The sequence below is a fragment of the Hungatella sp. SL.1.14 genome, from assembly GCF_024460495.1.
Taxonomy (GTDB): Bacteria; Bacillota; Clostridia; order Lachnospirales; family Lachnospiraceae; genus Hungatella; species Hungatella hathewayi.
In genome coordinates this window covers 1-19,747 of sequence record NZ_JANFYJ010000007.1, presented here as the reverse complement: position 1 = coordinate 19,747, position 19,747 = coordinate 1, and the positions used below count along the sequence as shown (strand labels likewise).

The following is a 19,747-nucleotide window of genomic DNA, read 5'->3' as shown; positions in this document are numbered from 1 at the left end:
ACAACAGATTCAGAAAAAAATTTTAAAAAATTTTGAAATAGATGCAATAAAACCTTTTGCTGATGCATTAATCTATTGAACGGATGAAAATCACTTCTGTTCCATACTGATAACAAAGGGCAAACATATCAAGAAAAACGAAATTCCTTGATGCATTACACCACATCACACTCGCCCCGAGTCATGAGGGACCGGATACAGAGCGCATTTTCACATATTACAATCTAACGGCAATTAGAGTTTGTAATCGAAATGAAAAAGGCTGAACCCGCGGCAAGCAGGTTCAGCCTTTTTCTATCCTCGAACTATTTTCTGATCTGTCAGGCTCCAGGGGTTCCCGGAGCTCCGCCCTCCGTGTTCCCTTTATTGAGCCATGATACCGTCTGTACCCACATGATATCCATCCGGCGTCGTTGTATTTACAAGGAGCCGTCCCAGAGTTCCATCGGACATCGTGTTAAAATAGTACGCTTTTCCGTCAATAATCTGCCACCCGATTCTCATGGACCCCATCGTTCCGTCGTCGGTTGGATTTAAATAAAATTTATATCCGTTTCCATCGGTATACCATCCGGTCATCATGTGGCCGCCGCCGTCAAACATATACCATCTTCCGTCGATATACTTCCACCCGTTGGACGGCCAGCTTCCGTCACTGTTCTGGAACCACCAGCCGCCCGGGCTGTAGCGCCATCCCCTTTTATAGGTATAGGCTCCCGGTCCGCTGTTATCGTCATCGCTGTCGTCCTCATCATACCAGCAGTCATAGGAAATGCTTCCCTCGATCGGTCCGGTCTGCTTCGATCCGGAACCGTTAAATCCCGGAAAATCCCGCACTTCCTGGGCATTATCCGCAAATGCTGCCATGGAAAACCACAGAACCGTGCAGCATGCCAGTGCTGCCGTCAAAACGAATTTTCTTATTTTTCTCATCTTTCTTCCTCCAGATTATGTACTAATTACGTTCTAATTCTTCTCTCTGCTTTTCCAGCCCCTCCACAATGCGGCAGCTGATCATGCACGCCTCTTTTTCCCCCGGCCACAGCACTGACTGGGCACGCGTATGCACGTAGCAGTTCATATTCCGGTTCCAGACGAGGCTCGATGCACTGGTTCTGACAGAATCCAGAAGAAGCATGGGACAGCCCTCGCACATCCGGTCGGCTCCAAAAAATGCCCGGTAACAGACGCCGCCGTTTACCGCCTGAGGATCCCGCTCCTGCACCTTTTTGCTGGTGTAGAGAAACTCACACGTCTCCATATCGAGAATATAGAACCAGTCCCGCTGCTCCTCCAGCGCCGCGGAAAATCCGTTCATCGCCCTGCAGAGACGTTCCTGGGCTCTTTCCTTCATCAAAAAGATACCGAGAATCCTGGAAATCGTCTGAAGCAGCCGGATCTGGCTGCCGGTCCAGTACCGGTTTTCCGTACATTCATCGAAACCAATGAAGCCCCTCGGCTTTCCCTGGTCCATGATTCTGCACTGAAGCACCGACTTAATCCCCTGACTTTCCAGCAGCATGCGCTGATGTGTCAGAAGCGTACTGACATCCCTGCAGAAAAAGATCCCTTCTTCACTGAAATTATCGTAGTAATGATCAAGAGAATCCATGTCTATGCTCTGCAGGTTCTCCTTTTCCGGCTGGATCCCCTCTTTGCACCACTCAAAGGTGTTGGATGAGATGCTTCCATCCTCGTCGTCTTCGAAAATATAAACACGGGACACATCCACCTGTCTCCCAACGATCTCCAGCAGCTGGTTGATCGATTTCTCCATGCTGTGGGATCGGCTTAGGATATCCAGCACATAACCTGTCAGGTTCTGGTCTGCCAGTTTCTGATCCATCACCGCCGCTTCAGCCACATCAGTCTGGCTCTCCGGCTGAATCACGTCCTCCAGCGTCTCCGCATAGAAAGCATATCTGTTTTTCCCCTGCCTCTTTGCCTGATAGAGGGCTGCATCGGCATTTTTATAGATGCTAGCAAAATTATCGCCATTTTCCGGCGCAGTGGAAATACCGATCGAGCAGGATATCATATCATTCTGCTGCTTCAAGATTGACCGGAAGCTTTTGAGAATTTGGTCCGCTTTCTCCGCCGCCTCCTCCATGGTTTTCACATGGTACAGGAGAACCGCAAACTCATCACCGCCGACTCTCGCCAGCACCGCATTTTCCGGAAACAGCCTGCGAAGCATGTCTGCAATATCAACTAACATCGCATCACCGCTCAGATGGCCGTATATATCATTGACTTTCTTAAAGTTATCCACATCGAGAATCATCAAAACGCAGCGGTCTGACGGCCGTGCTTTTACCACATACCGCTGTATCAGCGTCTGAACCGCCCCCCGGTTGTAGAGGCCGGTCAGCGAATCCTGTTCCGCCAGCTCCAGCAGCCGTTCCTTTTCCCGCTTCTCCCTGTCGATGTCTGCAATCAGCCCAATCGCCCGGGCCGGCCGCTTCTCCTGGTCTGTCTGCAGAGTGTACCGCACCCTGCACCAGATGTAGCGGCCATCCTTTGCAGCCAGTCTGATCTCATTTTCCCCATAGGGGGATCCCAGAAGGACCTCCTTCTGCATCTGTATGAATACTTTCTCGTCATCACTGTGCAGATTGCCCCGTTTTAATATCTTTTCCGATATGTGATCGCTCACCGCCTGATAGCCAAATTTTTTAACCCAGTTCGGGGAACAGGTCAGCGTATCACTCTTAATATCCCACTCGAATATGATGTCTGTCGCCTGATTCAGGATAATCTGATACCGCTCCAGACTCATCTTCAGCTCTTCATCGGCCTTTCTGCGCTCTGTAATATCTATCAGAATACAGTAAAAAACGGGCTGGCCGTCCCGCATGACCAGCTGGCCCCTGTCCTGAATGACAAGATAATTTCCATCCCTGCAGATCACACGGTATTCGATTTCCTTGGTGTTCCCGTTCTTCATCTGGCGTATCACCTCAAGACGGGTGCTCTTAAGATCCTCCGGCACGATCATACGGCTGAATTTATTTTCAAAGATTGTCTCCATCTCATCTCTTGTGTAGCCGAACATCTTTAAAAAACCGTCGCTGTAGAAGATCAGTTCCAGATCTGCATCATCCCTGCAGCAGATAACGCCTCCGGGAATATTCTGAATCAGTGCGTCCAGGTTGGAATTTTTCTCCTCCAGCTCTTTGGACTGCAGGCCAACCAGGCTCCGGAGAGCCCACACCTCCTCCTGTGTCATGTGCTGCAGATCAGACTCCCATGCGCGGTTTGGAAGAGAATGATGAAGTCTCATCATGTATCCGGCTCCGTCCTCAAAACGGCAGATCCCCGACACACGCACCACGCGTTCTCCATCCTCCTGCTGCTTCCGCCTGCATCTGACATAGCAGCTTCCTGAAAAGGAATAGATATGTCCGGCAAGAGCAGATGCCGTGTAATCCGCATTCAGAATCTGATATTCATGGAGATCACTGTTCTGATTCGCTGCATAAGCGTTCAGGATATTCTCCCGTCCCTTTATTCTATTGTAGATTCCCGCACCAGTCCATTCAATATCGTCAGAAAGCATCTGACCGATCTGTTCAACATCCTGCTGTTCCAGGCAAGTCTGGTGAAACCGCCTGACAAACTCTATAACCTGCCGCTCTTCTGTCATCCCTTATCCTTTCCGGATTTCCCCAAAACCGAAACAGACATGCTTCGTATATTGATTTCTATTTTACTGGTTTTCACTGTTTTTTACAAGATAAAACCAATTATATTTTGTGTATTCCATATAATAATAAGGAATCATGTATTTTTACAGGAATTATCAGTAAATGAAAAGGCCGCCATCAGGATTTTACTGCCTGATAACGGCCTTTTATATGACTGTTATTTAAAAATACCTTTTTTTCTGTGCTTCTCGCCTTCAGAGCTGTCGCCGCCCATCGCCTCATCGAATCTGCGCAGCGCCTCCTTCTGAGCCTCATTCATACGCTCCGGCACCTGAACCACCAGTGTAACATAATGATCGCCGCGGACCGCTTTATTTCGCAGAGACGGAACACCCTTGCCCTTTAAGCGGACCTTGGTGTCTGTCTGGGTTCCGGGTTTTACTTCGTATTCCACGTCTCCGTCCACCGTCTTAATGCGGATCGGACCGCCCAGCGCCGCCCTGGTGAAGGAAATCGGCACGGTGGAGAATATGCTGGTATCCTGGCGCTTGAAGATGGGATGGCCGGAAACTACGGCCTCAACCAGTAAGTCGCCCCGCTCTCCGCCATTGGTTCCCGGTTCACCTGCTCCGGCCAGACGCACGCTCTGCCCGTTATCGATGCCCGCAGGAATCGTAACCTTAAACTTCTTACGCTTCGTGATATATCCGGTTCCGTAACAATCCGGACATTTTTCTTTTATGATGCGGCCTGTTCCGCCGCAGTCCGGACACGTCTGGACATTCTGTACCTGACCGAAGAAAGACTGCTGGGTATACATGATCTTTCCTTTTCCGTTACATTTCGGACAGGTAACGGGTGAAGTGCCCGCCTTCGCCCCGCTTCCGTGACATGACGCACACTCTTCTTTATAATTGAGTTCAATCTCTTTTTCACATCCGAAAATCGCATCCTCAAATGTGATCCGGACACTGGTCCTGACATTGGCGCCCCTCGATGGTCCATTATAACGGGCACTGCTTCTGGATCGGCCGCCGCCAAAGATATCTCCGAAGATATCGCCAAAGATATCTCCCATATCCGCGCCGTTAAAATCGAAACCGCCGAATCCGCCCGGTCCGCCGCTTCCGTCAAACGCCGCGGAACCAAACTGGTCGTACTGACGTCTCTTATCCGGATCACTGAGCACGCTGTACGCTTCGGATGCTTCTTTAAACTTCTCCGCCGCGGCAGCGTCGCCGGGGTTCGTATCAGGATGGTATTTTTTTGCTAATGCCCTGTAGGCCTTCTTAATCGCCGCGTCGTCTGCGTCTTTGGGAATGCCGAGGACTTCATAATAATCTCTCTTTTCTGCCATCTTAGGTCTACCTTTCACTCATCGCTTTGCCTGGCACCGGCCATTCATGTCTGCCGGACAGCCAGATAGGAAAACTGCGGAAAAAGTGCTGTATCACTACAACACTTTTTCCAAAGCCCTGCGGGCTGACCAGACTATCTTACACCTCTTTGTAGTCTCCGTCAACTACATCGCTGTCCTGATAGGAAGCTCCGCCGCCGGCATTCCCCGCACCGGCGCCCATATCAGGGCCGGCACCTGCAGAACCCTGGGCAGCCTCATATACTTTTGCAAACAGTGCCTGAGCGCTGTTCATCAGCTTCTCTTTGCCTGCCTTAATATCTTCGATCTGAGCGTCTGTCATCTCTTCAATCGGAGCTCTGTTAATAGCTTCTTTTAAAGCGTTCAAATCAGCTTCCACGGCAGCCTTGTCATTGGCGTCAATCTTATCGCCAACTTCCTGTAAAGCCTTCTCTGTCTGGAATACCATGGAGTCGGCGTCGTTTCTCGCATCGATGCCTTCCTTGCGCTTCTTATCCTGAGCCTCGAATTCAGCCGCTTCTTTTACTGCCTTATCGATATCATCATCGGACATGTTGGAGCCGGAAGTGATGGTGATGTGCTGTTCCTTGCCTGTTCCAAGATCCTTTGCGGATACGTTTACGATACCGTTGGCATCGATATCAAAGGTAACCTCGATCTGCGGAACGCCTCTTCTTGCAGGCGGAATTCCGTCTAAACGGAACTGGCCCAGCGTCTTGTTGTCTCTGGCGAACTGTCTCTCGCCCTGTACAACGTGAATATCAACCGCTGTCTGGTTGTCTGCCGCTGTGGAGAAGATCTGGCTCTTCTTTGTCGGGATTGTGGTGTTTCTCTCAATCAGTCTTGTCGCTACGCCGCCCATAGTCTCGATGGATAAGGACAGTGGAGTAACGTCCAGAAGAAGAATGTCGCCTGCGCCGGCATCGCCTGCCAGCTTACCGCCCTGGATGCTGGCACCGATTGCCACACACTCATCCGGATTTAAGGTCTTGGACGGTTCTTTTCCTGTTAACTGTTTTACTTTTTCCTGAGCTGCCAGCATACGGGTGGAACCGCCTACCAGCAGAACTTTTCCAAGCTCGGAAGCGGTGATTCCGGCATCTCTTAATGCATTCTGTACCGGAACAGCCGTGCGCTCGATCAGATCCAGTGTCAGCTCGTCAAATTTTGCTCTTGTTAAGTTCATATCGAGATGCTTCGGGCCTTCTGCCGTAGCAGTAATGAACGGTAAGTTGATGTTGGTGGTTGTGGAGGAAGATAATTCCTTCTTCGCCTTCTCTGCAGCTTCTTTTAATCTCTGCATAGCCATCTTGTCGCCGGATAAGTCTACGCCCTCTGTCTTCTTGAATTCGTCTACCATCCACTGGATGATGCGGTTGTCGAAATCATCGCCGCCCAGACGGGTATCGCCGTTTGTGGAAAGTACTTCGATAACGCCGTCGCCGATTTCGATGATGGAAACATCGAATGTACCGCCGCCTAAATCGTATACCATGATCTTCTGCTCTTTTTCATTGTCAAGGCCGTATGCCAGCGCTGCCGCCGTCGGCTCGTTGATGATACGCTTTACATCAAGGCCGGCAATCTTGCCTGCGTCCTTGGTTGCCTGACGCTGCGCGTCGTTGAAGTATGCAGGAACCGTGATAACAGCCTCGGTCACCTTCTCACCTAAATAAGCCTCTGCATCTGCTTTTAACTTCTGCAGAATCATGGCGGAAATCTCCTGCGGCGTATAATTCTTTCCGTCAATCGCTACCTTATAGTCTGTACCCATATGTCTCTTAATGGAAGAGATGGTTCTGTCCGCATTGGTAACCGCCTGACGCTTTGCAGGCTCGCCAACCAGTCTCTCACCATTTTTTGTAAATGCCACGATCGATGGTGTTGTTCTCACACCCTCGCTGTTCGGAATAACAACCGGTTTTCCACCTTCCATAACAGCCACACAGCTGTTAGTAGTACCTAAGTCAATACCAATAATCTTGCCCATAGTTTTTTCCTCCTATATTGTCTTTTCTCTCATTTTTAATAAAACGGTTTATAACGATGTGTTCGCACGAAACTTGAAAGGATCCCGTTCAGTGCTCACAGTCAGTTTGCTACCTGAACCATGGAATGTCTCACCACGGTATCACGGTAGGTGTAGCCCTTTTGGAGTTCCATGGCAACCGTATTCTCGCCAAGGGACTCATCATCAATATGCATCACAGCATTGTGGAAATTCGGGTCGAATGGCTGACCCACCGCTTCGATCGGCTTTACACCGGTGTCTTCCAGCGTCTTCATAAGCTGTTTATATATTTTTTCCATTCCTTCTGCAAACGGAGTGCCCTTATCCTCCTCCGGAACGGCTGCAAGGCCTCTCTCGAAATTGTCGACAACCGGAAGTATCTTTTCAATGATATCTCTGGCGCCGATTTCAAACATGGCAGATTTTTCTTTCTCTGTTCTCTTTCTATAATTATCGAACTCGGCCATATTCCGCTGCAGACGGTCGGTCAGTTCTTCAATCTTGGCATCCTTCGGATCTTTTTTCTCTTTTTTCTTTCCAAAGAATCCTTTCTTCTCCGGTTCCGCCTGCTTTTCTTCTGCAGGCTCCTCATCTCCGGATTTCTCATCGGCGGCATCTTCGGCACACGCTTCGGTTTCCGCGGCTTCTGTTTCGCCTTTTTCTATTTCTTCGTTAACGGAACCGGTGTCTTCTGCCTTCATGGCCTCTTCTGCCAGTTCCTCTTCTATTCTCGTCTCTTCGCTGCTCACTGTTCTTCCCTTCACCTTTCATCTTTTTTCAGGATCGAATCCAGCTGCGTCATGAGATTCCGCAGCGTATTCAAAACCTTTTCATAGTCCATACGCTTCGGACCGATGATACCGATCGTTCCTCTCAAGCCCTCGCCCAGCTCGTAATTCGCTGTCACGATGCTGCAGTCCCTCATCGTCTGCACCGGCGCTTCCTCGCCGATATAGACCTGAATTCCCGAACTGCTCTCTGAACTGTTCACATCATCGACCAGCTCCTGAAGGAGTTCTTTCTGTTCCAGCGTACCGATCAGCCGGCTTGCCATCTCTCCGTCGCTCAACTCCGGATACTTGAAAATGTTCGTGGCACCGCTGGTGTAAATCTGCAAATCATCGTCATCTGCCCGGATTGCTTCTGCAACCTCATTGAGTACCCGGTCGACCACCTCGCTGTGTATGCCGGCCTGCTCCTTTAATCTGCTGATTACGTCCAGATTGATTTCCTCTATGGTCAGCCCGTTTAAGGCATTATTAAGAAGAATGTTAAGATTCAAAAGCCCTTCATCGCTTAACTGCTGGCTGATGGGGATCATGGTGTTCTTAATCATATTCCCTTCTACAACGATGACCACCAGAAGCTTTCCATCATCAACCCTGGACAGCTGGATGAACTTCAGCTTGTTTCTGTGATACTGGGGGGCGCTGATCAAAGCCGCGTAATTCGTGTTCTGCGCCAGGATTCTCGCCATCTGCTTTAACAGAAGCTCGACCCGGTCCACACGCTTTAGCATCAGGTCCTTGATTTCAGTAACCTCTTCTTCTTTCTCCTGCATGATCTGATCCACATAAAAGCGGTATCCCTTATCAGAGGGAATCCGCCCGGCCGACGTATGCGGCTGTACAATGTATCCCAGCTCCTCCAGATCAGACATCTCATTCCGGATCGTGGCTGAACTCAAATTCAAATCGGTGTACTTGGAAATAGTTCTGGAGCCAACCGGTTCGCCGGTTTCTAAGTACGTTTTTATGATGGCCTTCAAGATCGTAATCTTTCGGCCGTCTAACTGGTCCTTATCATTCAACCCGCCACACTTCCTTTCTGAGTCTTCCTGTTAGCACTCAACGTTTGGGAGTGCTAACATCTTCATTTCATAATATATTCTTTTTTCCCTCGTTTGTCAATACATTCGATTGAAAATTTTTTGAGAATTTTCTGTGAACTTCTTCTTTATAAATCATAAAGTGTTTTACCAAAATAAGACAAATGTTACAAACGTATTGACAGGATTTCCTTGACATTTAACATTTTTGTAATATAATGAAAATTGATACACCATAACAACGGTTTTTCCATCATATTAATATGGAAAAATCATGATATTGCGAGGTAAATCATGAAAAAGAAATCAGGTAAGGTTCTTCTTATGCTGTGCGTGACGCTCCTCTGTACCCTGTTTTTATCCATGACTGCTGCCGCCGAGGAAAAGGGCGCCCTCACAGCCGTGGATGGAACTCATATCACAGGGTGGCTGAAGAATGATGCGGATTCCGGCGAAGCAGCAGTGGTTGAACTGCATATCTACAAAGACGGGAATAGCGAAGCTGCAAAGGTCATTACAGTACCGGAAGAAAGCTACAGCGATGAGGCGGGAAATTCCACTGGGGACGGCCGCCGTGTCTTTGACTATAAGATCAACTGGCAGGAACTGGGCGGAACTGCCTGTAAAGTGGAAGCCTTTCTGGTGTCCGGAGATAAAAAAACACTTCTTACCGGCGCCATGGAATACAAACCGTCATCAGAAGTCTTAAAGAAAACGGAGAGCTCCGGCGAGGAAATCGGCCCGGGAATTCCGAAAAAAGAAGAAATACCGGCGGAACAAACCTTTGAAGGCTATAAAAAAGGGGAATCCCTCGGGATCTTCAAGACCACCGGATACTGCAGCTGCAGCAAATGTTCCGGCGGCAGCGGTCTCACCTATTCCGGTACCGTGCCGCAGCCAAATCACACCATATCCGCAGATATCACAGTACTTCCCCTTGGAACAAAGGTGATAATCGGCGAAACGGTTTATACCGTGGAGGATATCGGGAGCAGCGTAGACGGCCATACCGTGGATCTCTACTTCTCCAGCCACCAGGAAGCACTGGCCTATGGAGTAAAAAAACAGGAAGTATTTCAGGCAATTGAATAACAGGCATCAATGACCATTCCGTATGGCATGCGGTTTTAAAATAAGATAAAAAAGAGAGACTCCTCATACACAATCAGGAATCTCTCTTTTTTCATAGCAGAATATCAATTCTCAACCTTTTTCCACTCCCGGAACCAGCCTCTCACCAACTCAATCTCCTCCTCACACAAGCCTGCCACATCCTCTTCTGTCATACCCCGTAAATACATATTTTTTGCCACAATCTGCTCCGCCTCTAATTTTCCTTCTAGCCTTCCATCCTCAATCATTCCCCGTATCGCTTCGCACATGTTGATTTTTTCCCCTTTCTCTCTGTATGTTTCCTTTACTGCTTCCAGTTCCTTCGATCCGGACATCACGGTGATTACATCGTATGCATCTTCACTCAGCTGCTCAAAGCTTTCCCGGTGTCCAAACACATAACTGCGCTCTGCTTCCTTATCCCCGGAAAACCCTATAAACCCAAATACTTCCCGCAGATCGGTCCGAAAGAGATCGGTATCTTTAAAACGTCTGACCTCCAGAACATGCAGCCTGTAGTTGTTAAACAGATTCTTCAGACCTTCCGGTATCTCCTTAAAATTAATAAGCGAATACAGATCCCCTGCGCCATCCCACGGTTCTGCACCGTAGTACAGAACGATGGTAAAAATTGCGTTTAACCGGTCTTCTTTCCGAAAACCGCCGAGAAACTCCCCTCTCGACAGGCCCCTGGCCTTTCGATTCTTTTTCTGGATTCTCCGCATCTGTTCGTCGTATCCGGCGGCATCCTCGAGCATGACCCGGACCGGCATCCCATAATGAACCAGGTCCTGATGCTCCAGAGCGATAACCGCAAAGTTCATCCCCATGACTACCCGCTTTACCGCATCACGGTATTTCTGGACTGCAAACCACTTTCTCACTGTCCCCAAAACACCGGTCACCAAGATATTTTTTTCTAAAATATCTGAGCCGGATACCACCTGTTCCCCGGAAAACACGTATCCGTTAATCAGATCCGCATATCGGTCCTCATCTTCAAAATATCTGGCCAGGGCAATATCCTTTTTTCCCATACACATGTACTCCCGCTTTCAATTTTACGCAGGAAGAGAAGAATTCCATACCATAATTATAGAGGGCATCTACGTAAAATACAAGTGTTGGAGCTCTTTTTACTCTTCCTTTTGTTATTATTTACTTTTAATAGTTTTGCTTTATTTTGGATTCTATTGGCGAAGTGCCGAAATTAAGAAAATCTGATCGAGCAAAATAACTTCATGCCGTAATGATTCACTTCAAATTTTATTATATAATACCACTTTTAATAGTAAAACACAAGAAAAATAAATATTATCTCACAAAAAAACGAAAAATAATTGTTAGTCTCCCCTCGTCCAGGCCACCGCAATCCCGCCTGAATCCTAATTAAAGTCCACATCTGAGCCAGCCCTCGCTGTCTTTTTTTTTATTCATATCCTTGACAAATTTGGAAAATAGTGTAAAATGTGTACTTGTACCTCATTTATTACAAAACTGTTACATATATTTATTATATATTAAAATATGTTACAGTCAGTAAAAAAGAAAGGATGTATTTATTACATGAAACGATTGAAACGAAACCAACTGTTCTTCGGAACTTTACTTATGATGACATTTTTATTAGGCTCCAGCCTGCCGGCGTTCGCAGGGCAGACTCCCGGAGTCCTCGATTGCGTGGAAGGTGACAGCGTCCGTGGCTGGGCCTGGAACAGCTCCGATCCGGCTTCCGCGGTAGAGGTTAAGGTCACAGTCACCAACCAGGCCACGGGCCAGACAGAGGCTGAATACACGGCTCCTGCCGACGACTACCGGGAAGACCTGGTAAGGAAAGGCACCGGAACCGGCAATTACGGTTTTGAAGTGACCGTACCGTGGGAAACGTATGAAGACGGTTCCTATCTGGTTGAGGCCTATGCGTCCGGCATGAAGCTTTCCAACCCGAAAGTGCACAGTGTCGGCGATATACAGGCCATGGGCTCTGGCGGAACCACCGGGACACTCCGTTCCCTCGGTGTCTTTAAAACTACCGGCTACTGCCCATGTTCCATCTGTTCGGAGGGCTGGGGACGCCATACCAGTACGGGAGCCATCGCCTCCGCCAATCATACCATCGCGGTTGACCCGAGAGTCATTCCTTACGGAAGTAAGGTCATGATTAACGGCGTGATCTATACCGCAGAGGACCGCGGCGGTGCGGTTAAGGGAAACCACATCGATATCTTCTTTAATACCCATGGGGAGACGAGGGCATATGGTACCAGAAGTGCAGAGGTATTCCTGGTTCAGTAAAACGGGCAGTCATCCAAAATAATTAAAACCGCTGTCAGATTTGGAACAGATCCAATTCTGACAGCGGTTTTTCAATTCTCCTGATCGTTCCTTCCGGCCGGCACGAAATCCGCCTCCGTCAATCCAGCAAAAACAAACTCATCGCATAATTACTCAAATCGAGTCCGCGCTCCGTCAGACGGTAATAGCCGTTTTTATGTTCCAGCAGGCCCTCACGCTCCAGCTTGTCAATCACACCGCCGTAGACATTGCGTATGCTCTGTCCGAACCGGGTAATAAAGCCTTCTGCCGATACGCCCCGGGTCAGGCGGAGTCCCAGAAACATGAACTCTTCCATCTTGGACTTTACGCTCAGCTGCTCAAAATCCTGTCGCAGCGTCTGATTGAATTCCGCTTCGTCGTCGAAATGGGCCGATACGTAGCTCTGGAAATCGGACGTATTATGGAAACGGCAGCCCTCCAGATAGGAGGAGGCGCCCAGTCCCAGTCCCAGATATCCGGTTCCGGTCCAGTATCCCACATTATGGCGGCATTCGAAGCCCGGTCTGGCATAATTGGATATCTCATACCGTTCATATCCCTGCTCACCCAGACAATTCCTGGTCATGTAATACATTTCCCGTTCCGTGTCCTCATCCGGAAGGTCCGGAAGCGCCATTAAGATTCGGCGTTCCTCCGGAGACATCTCATAGCCTTCCATCTCCACATGGCCGCCGTAACGGTCGTAATACGGTGTTCCTTCCTCCACGATCAGGCTGTAGGCGGATATATGCTCCGGCTTCAGCATGGCCGTCTTCTTCAGCGTATTCCTCCAGGACTCCGGAGTCTGCCCCGGAATGGCGGAGATCAGATCCACGTTGACATTCGTAAATCCCGCCATGCGCACCCTCTGGAAGCTCTTTAAAAACTCGTCATAGGTGTGAATCCTGCCCAAATAACGGAGTTCCGTGTCATCTGCCGACTGAAGCCCCATGCTGACACGGTTGATTCCGGCTTCCCGGTAGGCAGCCAGGCCTTCCATCTTCACCGTACCCGGATTGACCTCGATCGTGACCTCTGCATCGGGTGCAATGTCATAGTGCTCCTTCAGAGCCCCCATGATGGCCGTAATATCAGCGGCATCCAGGATGGAAGGCGTACCCCCTCCCAGGAAAATGGTATCAATCTGATACTCCCGGACAAAGCTGCTCTGAATTCGTATCTCTTCCAGCAGCTTGTCCGTATACTCCCGGCGCATCCGCATGTTACCCGGAAACGACAGAAAATCGCAATAGGCGCATTTCTTTGCACAGAAAGGAATGTGCACATAGATTTCCAATTTCTTTTTATTCATCATCTAACTTCAGTACGCTCATAAATGCCTTCTGTGGTATCTCTACGTTACCAATCTGGCGCATACGTTTTTTACCTTCCTTCTGCTTTTCAAGGAGTTTTTTCTTACGGGTTATATCACCGCCGTAACACTTGGCAAGAACATCCTTGCGCATGGCCTTGACGGTTTCTCTTGCAATGATCTTTCCTCCTACGGCCGCCTGGATGGGAATCTCGAACAGCTGTCTCGGAATCTCCTCCTTCAGCTTTTCACACATCCTGCGTCCCCGGTCGTAAGCGGATTCCGCATGTACAATGAAAGACAGTGCGTCCACTTCTTCTTTATTAACCAGAATATCCAGCTTCACCAGTTCGGAACGCTCATATCCCTTTAAGTCATAGTCGAAGGAGGCGTAGCCTCTGGAACGCGACTTCAATGCGTCAAAGAAATCATAGATAATCTCATTGAGAGGAAGCTCGTACTTCAAAAGTGCGCGGGTTGCCTCCATATATTCCATTCCGAGATAGACGCCGCGCCTCTCCTGGCACAGCTTCATAATCGCTCCCACAAACTCGGTGGTCACCATGATTTCCGCGCTCACGATAGGCTCTTCCATATACTCGATTTCCGACGGATCCGGGAGGTTCGACGGATTCGTCAGCTGAATCATCTCACCGTTCTTCTTATAAACCCGGTAAATAACACTGGGGGCCGTGGTTACCAGATCCAGGTTATACTCCCGCTCCAGACGTTCCTGAATGACCTCCAGATGCAGAAGTCCCAGAAAACCGCACCGGAAGCCGAAGCCCAGCGCCAGAGACGTCTCCGGCTCGAAGAACAGGGAAGCGTCATTCAGCTGAAGCTTCTCCAGCGCGTCCCGCAAATCGTTGTATCTGGCGCCGTCCGCCGGATACATACCGCAGTACACCATGGAGGTGACTTTCTTATACCCCGGAAGCGGTTTATCACAGGGATTGTCCGCATCCGTGATCGTATCGCCCACAGCGGTATCCTTCACGTTCTTGATACTGGCTGTCACGTAACCAACCATACCCGCGGTCAGTTCATCGCATGGGATAAACTGGCCCGCGCCGAAATACCCGACTTCCACCACCTCTTCCACCGCTCCGGTCGCCATCATGCGGATTCTTACTCCCTTTTTTACACGGCCTTCCATGATACGGCAGAATACGATTACCCCTTTGTAAGAATCATACAGGGAGTCGAAGATCAACGCCTGAAGCGGCGCATCCGCATCTCCCTTGGGCGCCGGAATCTTCTTCACGATCGCCTCTAAAACCGCCTCAATATTCTCGCCGGTCTTAGCCGAGATCCTCGGTGCGTCATGGGCTTCGATTCCGATGACGTCCTCAATCTCTCCCACCACACGTTCCGGCTCCGCACTTGGCAAATCGATCTTATTCAGTACGGGAAATACGTCCAGATCATGATCCAGCGCCAGATAGACATTGGCCAGCGTCTGGGCTTCGATTCCCTGAGAGGAATCCACCACAAGAACAGCGCCGTCACAGGCCGCCAGACTCCGGGACACCTCATAGTTAAAATCTACATGGCCCGGCGTATCGATCATATTGAAAATATACTCTTCTCCATCTTCGGCCTTGTATACGGTACGGACGGTCTGGGCCTTAATGGTGATCCCGCGTTCCCGCTCCAAATCCATGTTGTCTAAAACCTGGGCCTGCATTTCACGGCTGGTTAAAAGACCGGTCTTCTCTATGATTCTGTCCGCAAGGGTTGACTTCCCATGATCAATATGGGCGATAATGCAAAAATTGCGAATTTTACTCTGGTCAACAGTTGCCATTTGCTTTCCTCTTTTCCATTTTTCTGCAGTTGATGATACAAATACAAAATGACACAGCAATGATGTTCCTGCTTTAAAAATATACCATTTTTTTAATTCCCTTGCAACACCATATTCAGAACTTCCGCCAGCGGCTCCATGGCATTTCGCGCTTCCTGGTAAGTATTTGTCTGTGCACCGACCTCAATCAGCACGGACCTCGGACGGAGATGGAGGTTATAACGGAGCCCCTTAATATATATTTTCCTGGTCAGGCCCGGAAAATAGGCTGCCGCATCTAACTGCATCTGAAAGCTGAAGGCCAGATTGTCACTCCGGTACGGATTCGGCAGATACTCAATCGGTCCCTCGGGAGTCTGGCTGACGCCGTTGAAAAACATAATGGGAGCTGTCGGCTTTCCATTCACTTCATTGACCATGTGAAGGCTTTCATTGACCCCATCCCGGTGCAGATCCAGGATGACCTCGATGGAAGGATTCTCCTGAAGAATCCTCGTGACCCCATCCAGGGCATATGTATACGCTTTATTCCGGTCCAGCTTCCCGTTCTGGAGATCGTAGACCGATTTGTCATGGATCACATTGTACCCCTTTGCCGTTAAGAGCTCCGTCAAATAAGTTCCGATCCCGATTACGGTTGCTTCCTTATTATTAGGTCCATAATCGGAAAATTCCTCCTGAGAATGGGTATGGTAAATTAAAATCTGCGGTTTATCATTCTTTCCTTCCAGGGTAAAATCCTTAGCCAGAAATTCATCCGCCTTCATCAGATCACGCCCCGCGGTCGTCGAGGTATGCACGCTGTAGAAATGTTTCATCATATAGTCGTAGTCAGCCAGCTGTTCTTTTCTGTATGTGGTTCCTATGAGCGGCAGAACACTGGCCGCACACGTCATATTCTCGCTTTTTTGCGGAATGCCTGCCGCGTTTGCATCGGCGCTGCCGCCTGCAGCACCGGCCTCTGAAGCCGGTGATCCCGCCATCGCGCCATTTTCTGCATTCCCGCCTGCCACAGTTCCCTGTCCGCCGGTGTTTCCGCCTCCGTCTGCTCCATTGCCGCCTGCAGCCATCACCGTCGTGCCTGCCTGCTCCATGGTACCGGCTCCGGTCTCTTCTCCGCCGTCATACATCAGATACTGGTGCTCTTCATAGAATTTTCCGCTTTCCAGATATCCGGCAAATGCCGGATCCTCTTCCCTGTAGTTACGTTCGCCGTCCTCTTCCCTTCCCAGATACCGGTACAGCGGTGACTGCCCGAAAATCAACCGGCAGATAAAACCACTGATGCTTTCTTCTTCCGCCTTCTCCGCCTCTGTCTCACGTTCGTCATTGTGTCCTGCTGCCGGATAATTCATACGCCAGATCCATTCCAGCCCGGCATCGGCCTGGCCGCTTAACAGGGCTGTAAGCCGTTCCCTGCTCTCCGCCAGCCCGGTTCCCGCCGCTCCCCTGACCAGGAGGAGGACGGCAAGTACCAGGCCGGTTATAAGCATCATATGTCTGATGAGCCAGTTAATCCTTCCGCCCTTCTCCTTCATAAACACCTTCCTGCATTTCTTTCACGGCGCCCCGGAAAGAAAAAAGTCCCTCGCTTATATACTATGCAGGAAAATCACCGTTTACCCCTTACTCCTCTTCCTCTCCCATAAAAGCGAGATGGATTCCCTCGGAAATGGTATAACTCAACTGTTTTACCGTCTCATCAATATCCGGCGGCGTCACATAAAGGGGGCCGAATTCCGGCTCCAGCAGTTCCCGGATCAGGTCGTACTGCTCGTCGGAGCTCATGCTTCCCACAAAATCCCCCATCCCTTTTGTCTCCATACTCTTTGACAGGGCTCCGATCATGGCTGATACCGTATCGTGCACGATGGCTGCCGCGCCAACCACCGTAGGAACGCCGATGGCCATGACCGGAACCCCCAGGCTTTCCTCTGTCAGGCTGTGGCGGTGGTTACCGACGCCGGAACCCGGGTGGATCCCCGTATCGGTCAGCTGAATGGTAGTTCCCAGACGTTTTACGCTTCTTGCCGCCAGGGCGTCGATTGCGATAATCAGATCCGGCTTCGTCTCATGGATAATTCCCTTTAAGATCTCGGCGCTTTCCATCCCGGTCTGAGCCATGACCCCCGGAACAATACCGCTGATAACCGGCATGCTGCGTCCACTCCAGAACTCATCGCCGTACTGCACCTTCAAATGCCTCGTAACCTGCAGATTATGAAGCACTCTTGGCCCCAGGGAATCCGGCGTCACCGAGCTGTTGCCCAGACCGACGGCCAGAACGTGGTAGCTGGAGCTTCTGTAATTTTTTCCTTCCAGCAGCCTCCCGATCTGCCGTGCCAGTTCCTCCGACACCTCTCTGTGGTAATCTTCGTCCTTTCTGGACAACTGATCGGCCTCCAGTGTAATATAGGACCCCATCGGTTTGCCCATGGCCTTTTCGCCCTTTTTATCCAGTATCTTCACTTCCGTCATCTTGATCCGGCTGCCGGCACGGTGCCATTCTCTCAGAGATACACCGCTGATCTCTCCGCCGTTTCCCGGAAAACTTTCCGTTTCTTCTACCGCAAGGTCTGTCCGCACCCCAAATGTATTTTCCATATTTCTCACCTTTCATTACAGTTCACGGTGCCGCCGCACCTGCTATCTGGTCTCGTCCGGCCGGATGTCCGGTGCCTGCAAGGCCGTGAACCGCCGTTTTCTTTCTGTTCTCTGGTATTTTCTGCAAAAATTCAGGAATTATGTATTGACATTGGAAGCTTTATTCGTTAAAATACTAAGGTATGTTTACATTGAACTGTCCGTGTCCAGGCTTTGATGCAAAACAAAGAATAACCATATATCATTTAAATTGGAGGTGTACAGATTTGGCTAACATTAAATCCGCGAAAAAAAGAATTTTAGTTAACGAGACTAAGGCTGCTAGAAACAAAGCGATCAGATCCAGAGTGAAAACATCGATTAAGAAGGTTGAGGCTGCTGTTACTGCCGGTGACAAGGCTGCTGCACAGGCATGTTTAACAAGCGCAATCGCTGAGATCGATAAGGCTGCTACTAAGGGAGTATATCATAAGAATACTGCTTCCAGAAAAGTATCCCGTATCTCTAAGGCTGTTAACGCAATGGCTTAATTTATAGACGACGATAATACAAATTCGGAATCCCGTTCAGCTTAACCCACTGAACGGGATTTTTTTGCTTATCAGAGGCGCCTCCGGTTTCCGGGACTTAAGAAAGGATTTCACATATTTTATCACATTCTTGCTCTAATTTTGAAACATATTGTTCATTTCAAAATATTGCATCACAAACGCGAACAAGATACGTTATTATAGTGAGTTGTATTTTGCAGCTCATCCCCCCAGGGGCGGAGGTTATCCTTCTCCTCCTCCGCCCTTTAAAAATGAACTTCACTTCTCACGGCGTTCTTCCCGCCTGCATATGATAAAAAAAGCGCATAAGGAAATTCCCCTTGACTGATCTTACTTATCATTATCCATTTACCAATCCCCCACTGCCATATGCTTATCAGGCGCTGGAGCCTTATATCGATGAAAAAACCATGAAGCTCCATCACGACCGCCATCTTCAGACTTATGTTGATAATCTGAACAGGGCGCTGGCCGATGATTCCCGTTTTCACAGCTGGACACTGGAACAGCTTCTCTATAATATTGCCAGCCTTCCGGAGGCCATTCAGACAGCGGTTCGAAATAACGGCGGCGGAGTTTACAACCATCTGCTCTACTTTGCCGGCCTGGCCCCCGCATCGGGCACTCAAGGGCCATCCGGCGCTCTGTCCGATGCCATCCGCAGTGACTTCGAAAGCCCTGATGCCTTTTTCAAGAAGCTGAAGGAGGCCGCATTATCCGTTTTCGGTTCCGGATACGCCTGGCTGGTTGTCGCCGCAGACGGTTCCCTCATGATAACCACCACCGGGAATCAGGATACTCCGCTTCCACTGGGATTGTGTCCTGTCTTAAATATCGATGTCTGGGAGCACGCATACTATTTAAAGCACTATAACGTCAGAGCAGACTATATCGAAGATTTATTCCGCGTAATAAACTGGGAGCAGGCAGGCCGGCGTTATCTGGCATGTTTTCAGATGGAGTAACGTTTCGCGCTTGATATAAATCGAGTAGGAGGGAGTGATTAACTCCCGTCCTCTCACACCACCGTGCATACCGTTCGGTACACGGCGGTTTCAACGGTTGACGTGCACGGACTGATAGGCTGTGGCTAAATCATAATAGCCTCTGTTTATCAGTCTTTCTTTTGTCATTGCCATATTTACCGCTACCGTTTGTGTGGTAAACCAATAGCCTCTTC

General features: G+C 49.4%; 15 protein-coding genes. 4 read left to right on the top strand and 11 right to left on the bottom strand.

All coding sequences use genetic code 11. The features are described from left to right. Nucleotides 1–363: 363 nt before the first annotated feature. The 6 genes from NE473_RS09335 to hrcA form a co-directional block, all read right to left on the bottom strand. Nucleotides 364–933, bottom strand: coding sequence for a hypothetical protein (locus tag NE473_RS09335; protein ID WP_006773421.1), 570 nt, complete (start codon nucleotides 931–933; stop codon nucleotides 364–366). A 22-nt stretch (nucleotides 934–955) separates the two neighbouring features. Next, nucleotides 956–3,646 carry a diguanylate cyclase domain-containing protein gene (locus tag NE473_RS09330; RefSeq protein ID WP_055651778.1) on the bottom strand — a complete coding sequence of 897 codons (2,691 nt, stop codon included), beginning with the start codon at nucleotides 3,644–3,646 and terminating at the stop codon, nucleotides 956–958. A gap of 218 nt (nucleotides 3,647–3,864) precedes the next feature. Next, nucleotides 3,865–5,004, bottom strand: coding sequence for a molecular chaperone DnaJ (dnaJ, locus tag NE473_RS09325; protein WP_022031838.1), 1,140 nt, complete (start codon nucleotides 5,002–5,004; stop codon nucleotides 3,865–3,867). Between the two features lie 139 nt (nucleotides 5,005–5,143). Further along, nucleotides 5,144–7,015 (bottom strand): molecular chaperone DnaK, encoded by a 1,872-nt coding sequence (gene dnaK / locus NE473_RS09320; RefSeq protein ID WP_256265215.1) that lies wholly within the window; start codon nucleotides 7,013–7,015, stop codon nucleotides 5,144–5,146. A 101-nt stretch (nucleotides 7,016–7,116) separates the two neighbouring features. After that, the gene (gene grpE, locus NE473_RS09315; RefSeq protein WP_333492651.1) at nucleotides 7,117–7,785 is read right to left on the bottom strand and encodes a nucleotide exchange factor GrpE; all 669 of its coding nucleotides are present in this window, start codon (nucleotides 7,783–7,785) and stop codon (nucleotides 7,117–7,119) included. A gap of 11 nt (nucleotides 7,786–7,796) precedes the next feature. Beyond that, nucleotides 7,797–8,846 carry a heat-inducible transcriptional repressor HrcA gene (gene hrcA, locus NE473_RS09310; RefSeq protein WP_022031836.1) on the bottom strand — a complete coding sequence of 350 codons (1,050 nt, stop codon included), beginning with the start codon at nucleotides 8,844–8,846 and terminating at the stop codon, nucleotides 7,797–7,799. A gap of 312 nt (nucleotides 8,847–9,158) precedes the next feature. Here hrcA and NE473_RS09305 point away from each other — a divergent pair, with 312 nt between their 5' ends. Then, nucleotides 9,159–9,956, top strand: coding sequence for a 3D domain-containing protein (locus NE473_RS09305; RefSeq protein ID WP_055651779.1), 798 nt, complete (start codon nucleotides 9,159–9,161; stop codon nucleotides 9,954–9,956). 104 nt (nucleotides 9,957–10,060) lie between these two features. On the opposite strand, the gene NE473_RS09300 is transcribed toward NE473_RS09305, so the two are convergent. Next, nucleotides 10,061–11,014: a transposase gene (locus NE473_RS09300; RefSeq protein ID WP_155560753.1), complete on the bottom strand. Its 954-nt coding sequence runs from the start codon at nucleotides 11,012–11,014 to the stop codon at nucleotides 10,061–10,063. 529 nt (nucleotides 11,015–11,543) lie between these two features. On the opposite strand from NE473_RS09300, the gene NE473_RS09295 reads away from it, so the two are divergent. After that, nucleotides 11,544–12,272, top strand: coding sequence for a 3D domain-containing protein (locus tag NE473_RS09295; protein WP_022030920.1), 729 nt, complete (start codon nucleotides 11,544–11,546; stop codon nucleotides 12,270–12,272). Between the two features lie 118 nt (nucleotides 12,273–12,390). On the opposite strand, the gene hemW is transcribed toward NE473_RS09295, so the two are convergent. The 4 genes from hemW to gpr form a co-directional block, all read right to left on the bottom strand. Continuing rightward, entirely contained in the window at nucleotides 12,391–13,608 is a 1,218-nt protein-coding gene (gene hemW, locus NE473_RS09290) for a radical SAM family heme chaperone HemW (RefSeq protein ID WP_055652473.1), read from the bottom strand. After that, the gene (gene lepA / locus NE473_RS09285; RefSeq protein ID WP_022030918.1) at nucleotides 13,598–15,412 is read right to left on the bottom strand and encodes a translation elongation factor 4; all 1,815 of its coding nucleotides are present in this window, start codon (nucleotides 15,410–15,412) and stop codon (nucleotides 13,598–13,600) included. Before lepA ends, hemW begins: the two co-directional genes overlap by 11 nt. Nucleotides 15,413–15,504: 92 nt before the next feature. Beyond that, on the bottom strand, nucleotides 15,505–16,950 hold the full coding sequence (gene spoIIP, locus NE473_RS09280; protein ID WP_055652472.1) for a stage II sporulation protein P: 1,446 nt from the start codon (nucleotides 16,948–16,950) through the stop codon (nucleotides 15,505–15,507). 88 nt (nucleotides 16,951–17,038) lie between these two features. Next, the gene (gpr, locus tag NE473_RS09275; protein WP_006777345.1) at nucleotides 17,039–18,016 is read right to left on the bottom strand and encodes a GPR endopeptidase; all 978 of its coding nucleotides are present in this window, start codon (nucleotides 18,014–18,016) and stop codon (nucleotides 17,039–17,041) included. Between the two features lie 266 nt (nucleotides 18,017–18,282). Between gpr and rpsT the strand changes: the two genes are divergently transcribed. Both rpsT and NE473_RS09265 read left to right on the top strand, forming a co-directional pair. Further along, nucleotides 18,283–18,546, top strand: coding sequence for a 30S ribosomal protein S20 (gene rpsT / locus NE473_RS09270; protein WP_022030915.1), 264 nt, complete (start codon nucleotides 18,283–18,285; stop codon nucleotides 18,544–18,546). A gap of 341 nt (nucleotides 18,547–18,887) precedes the next feature. Beyond that, a complete protein-coding gene (locus NE473_RS09265; protein ID WP_055652471.1) occupies nucleotides 18,888–19,532 on the top strand; it encodes a superoxide dismutase in 645 nt (214 codons plus the stop codon). Nucleotides 19,533–19,747 lie beyond the last annotated feature (215 nt).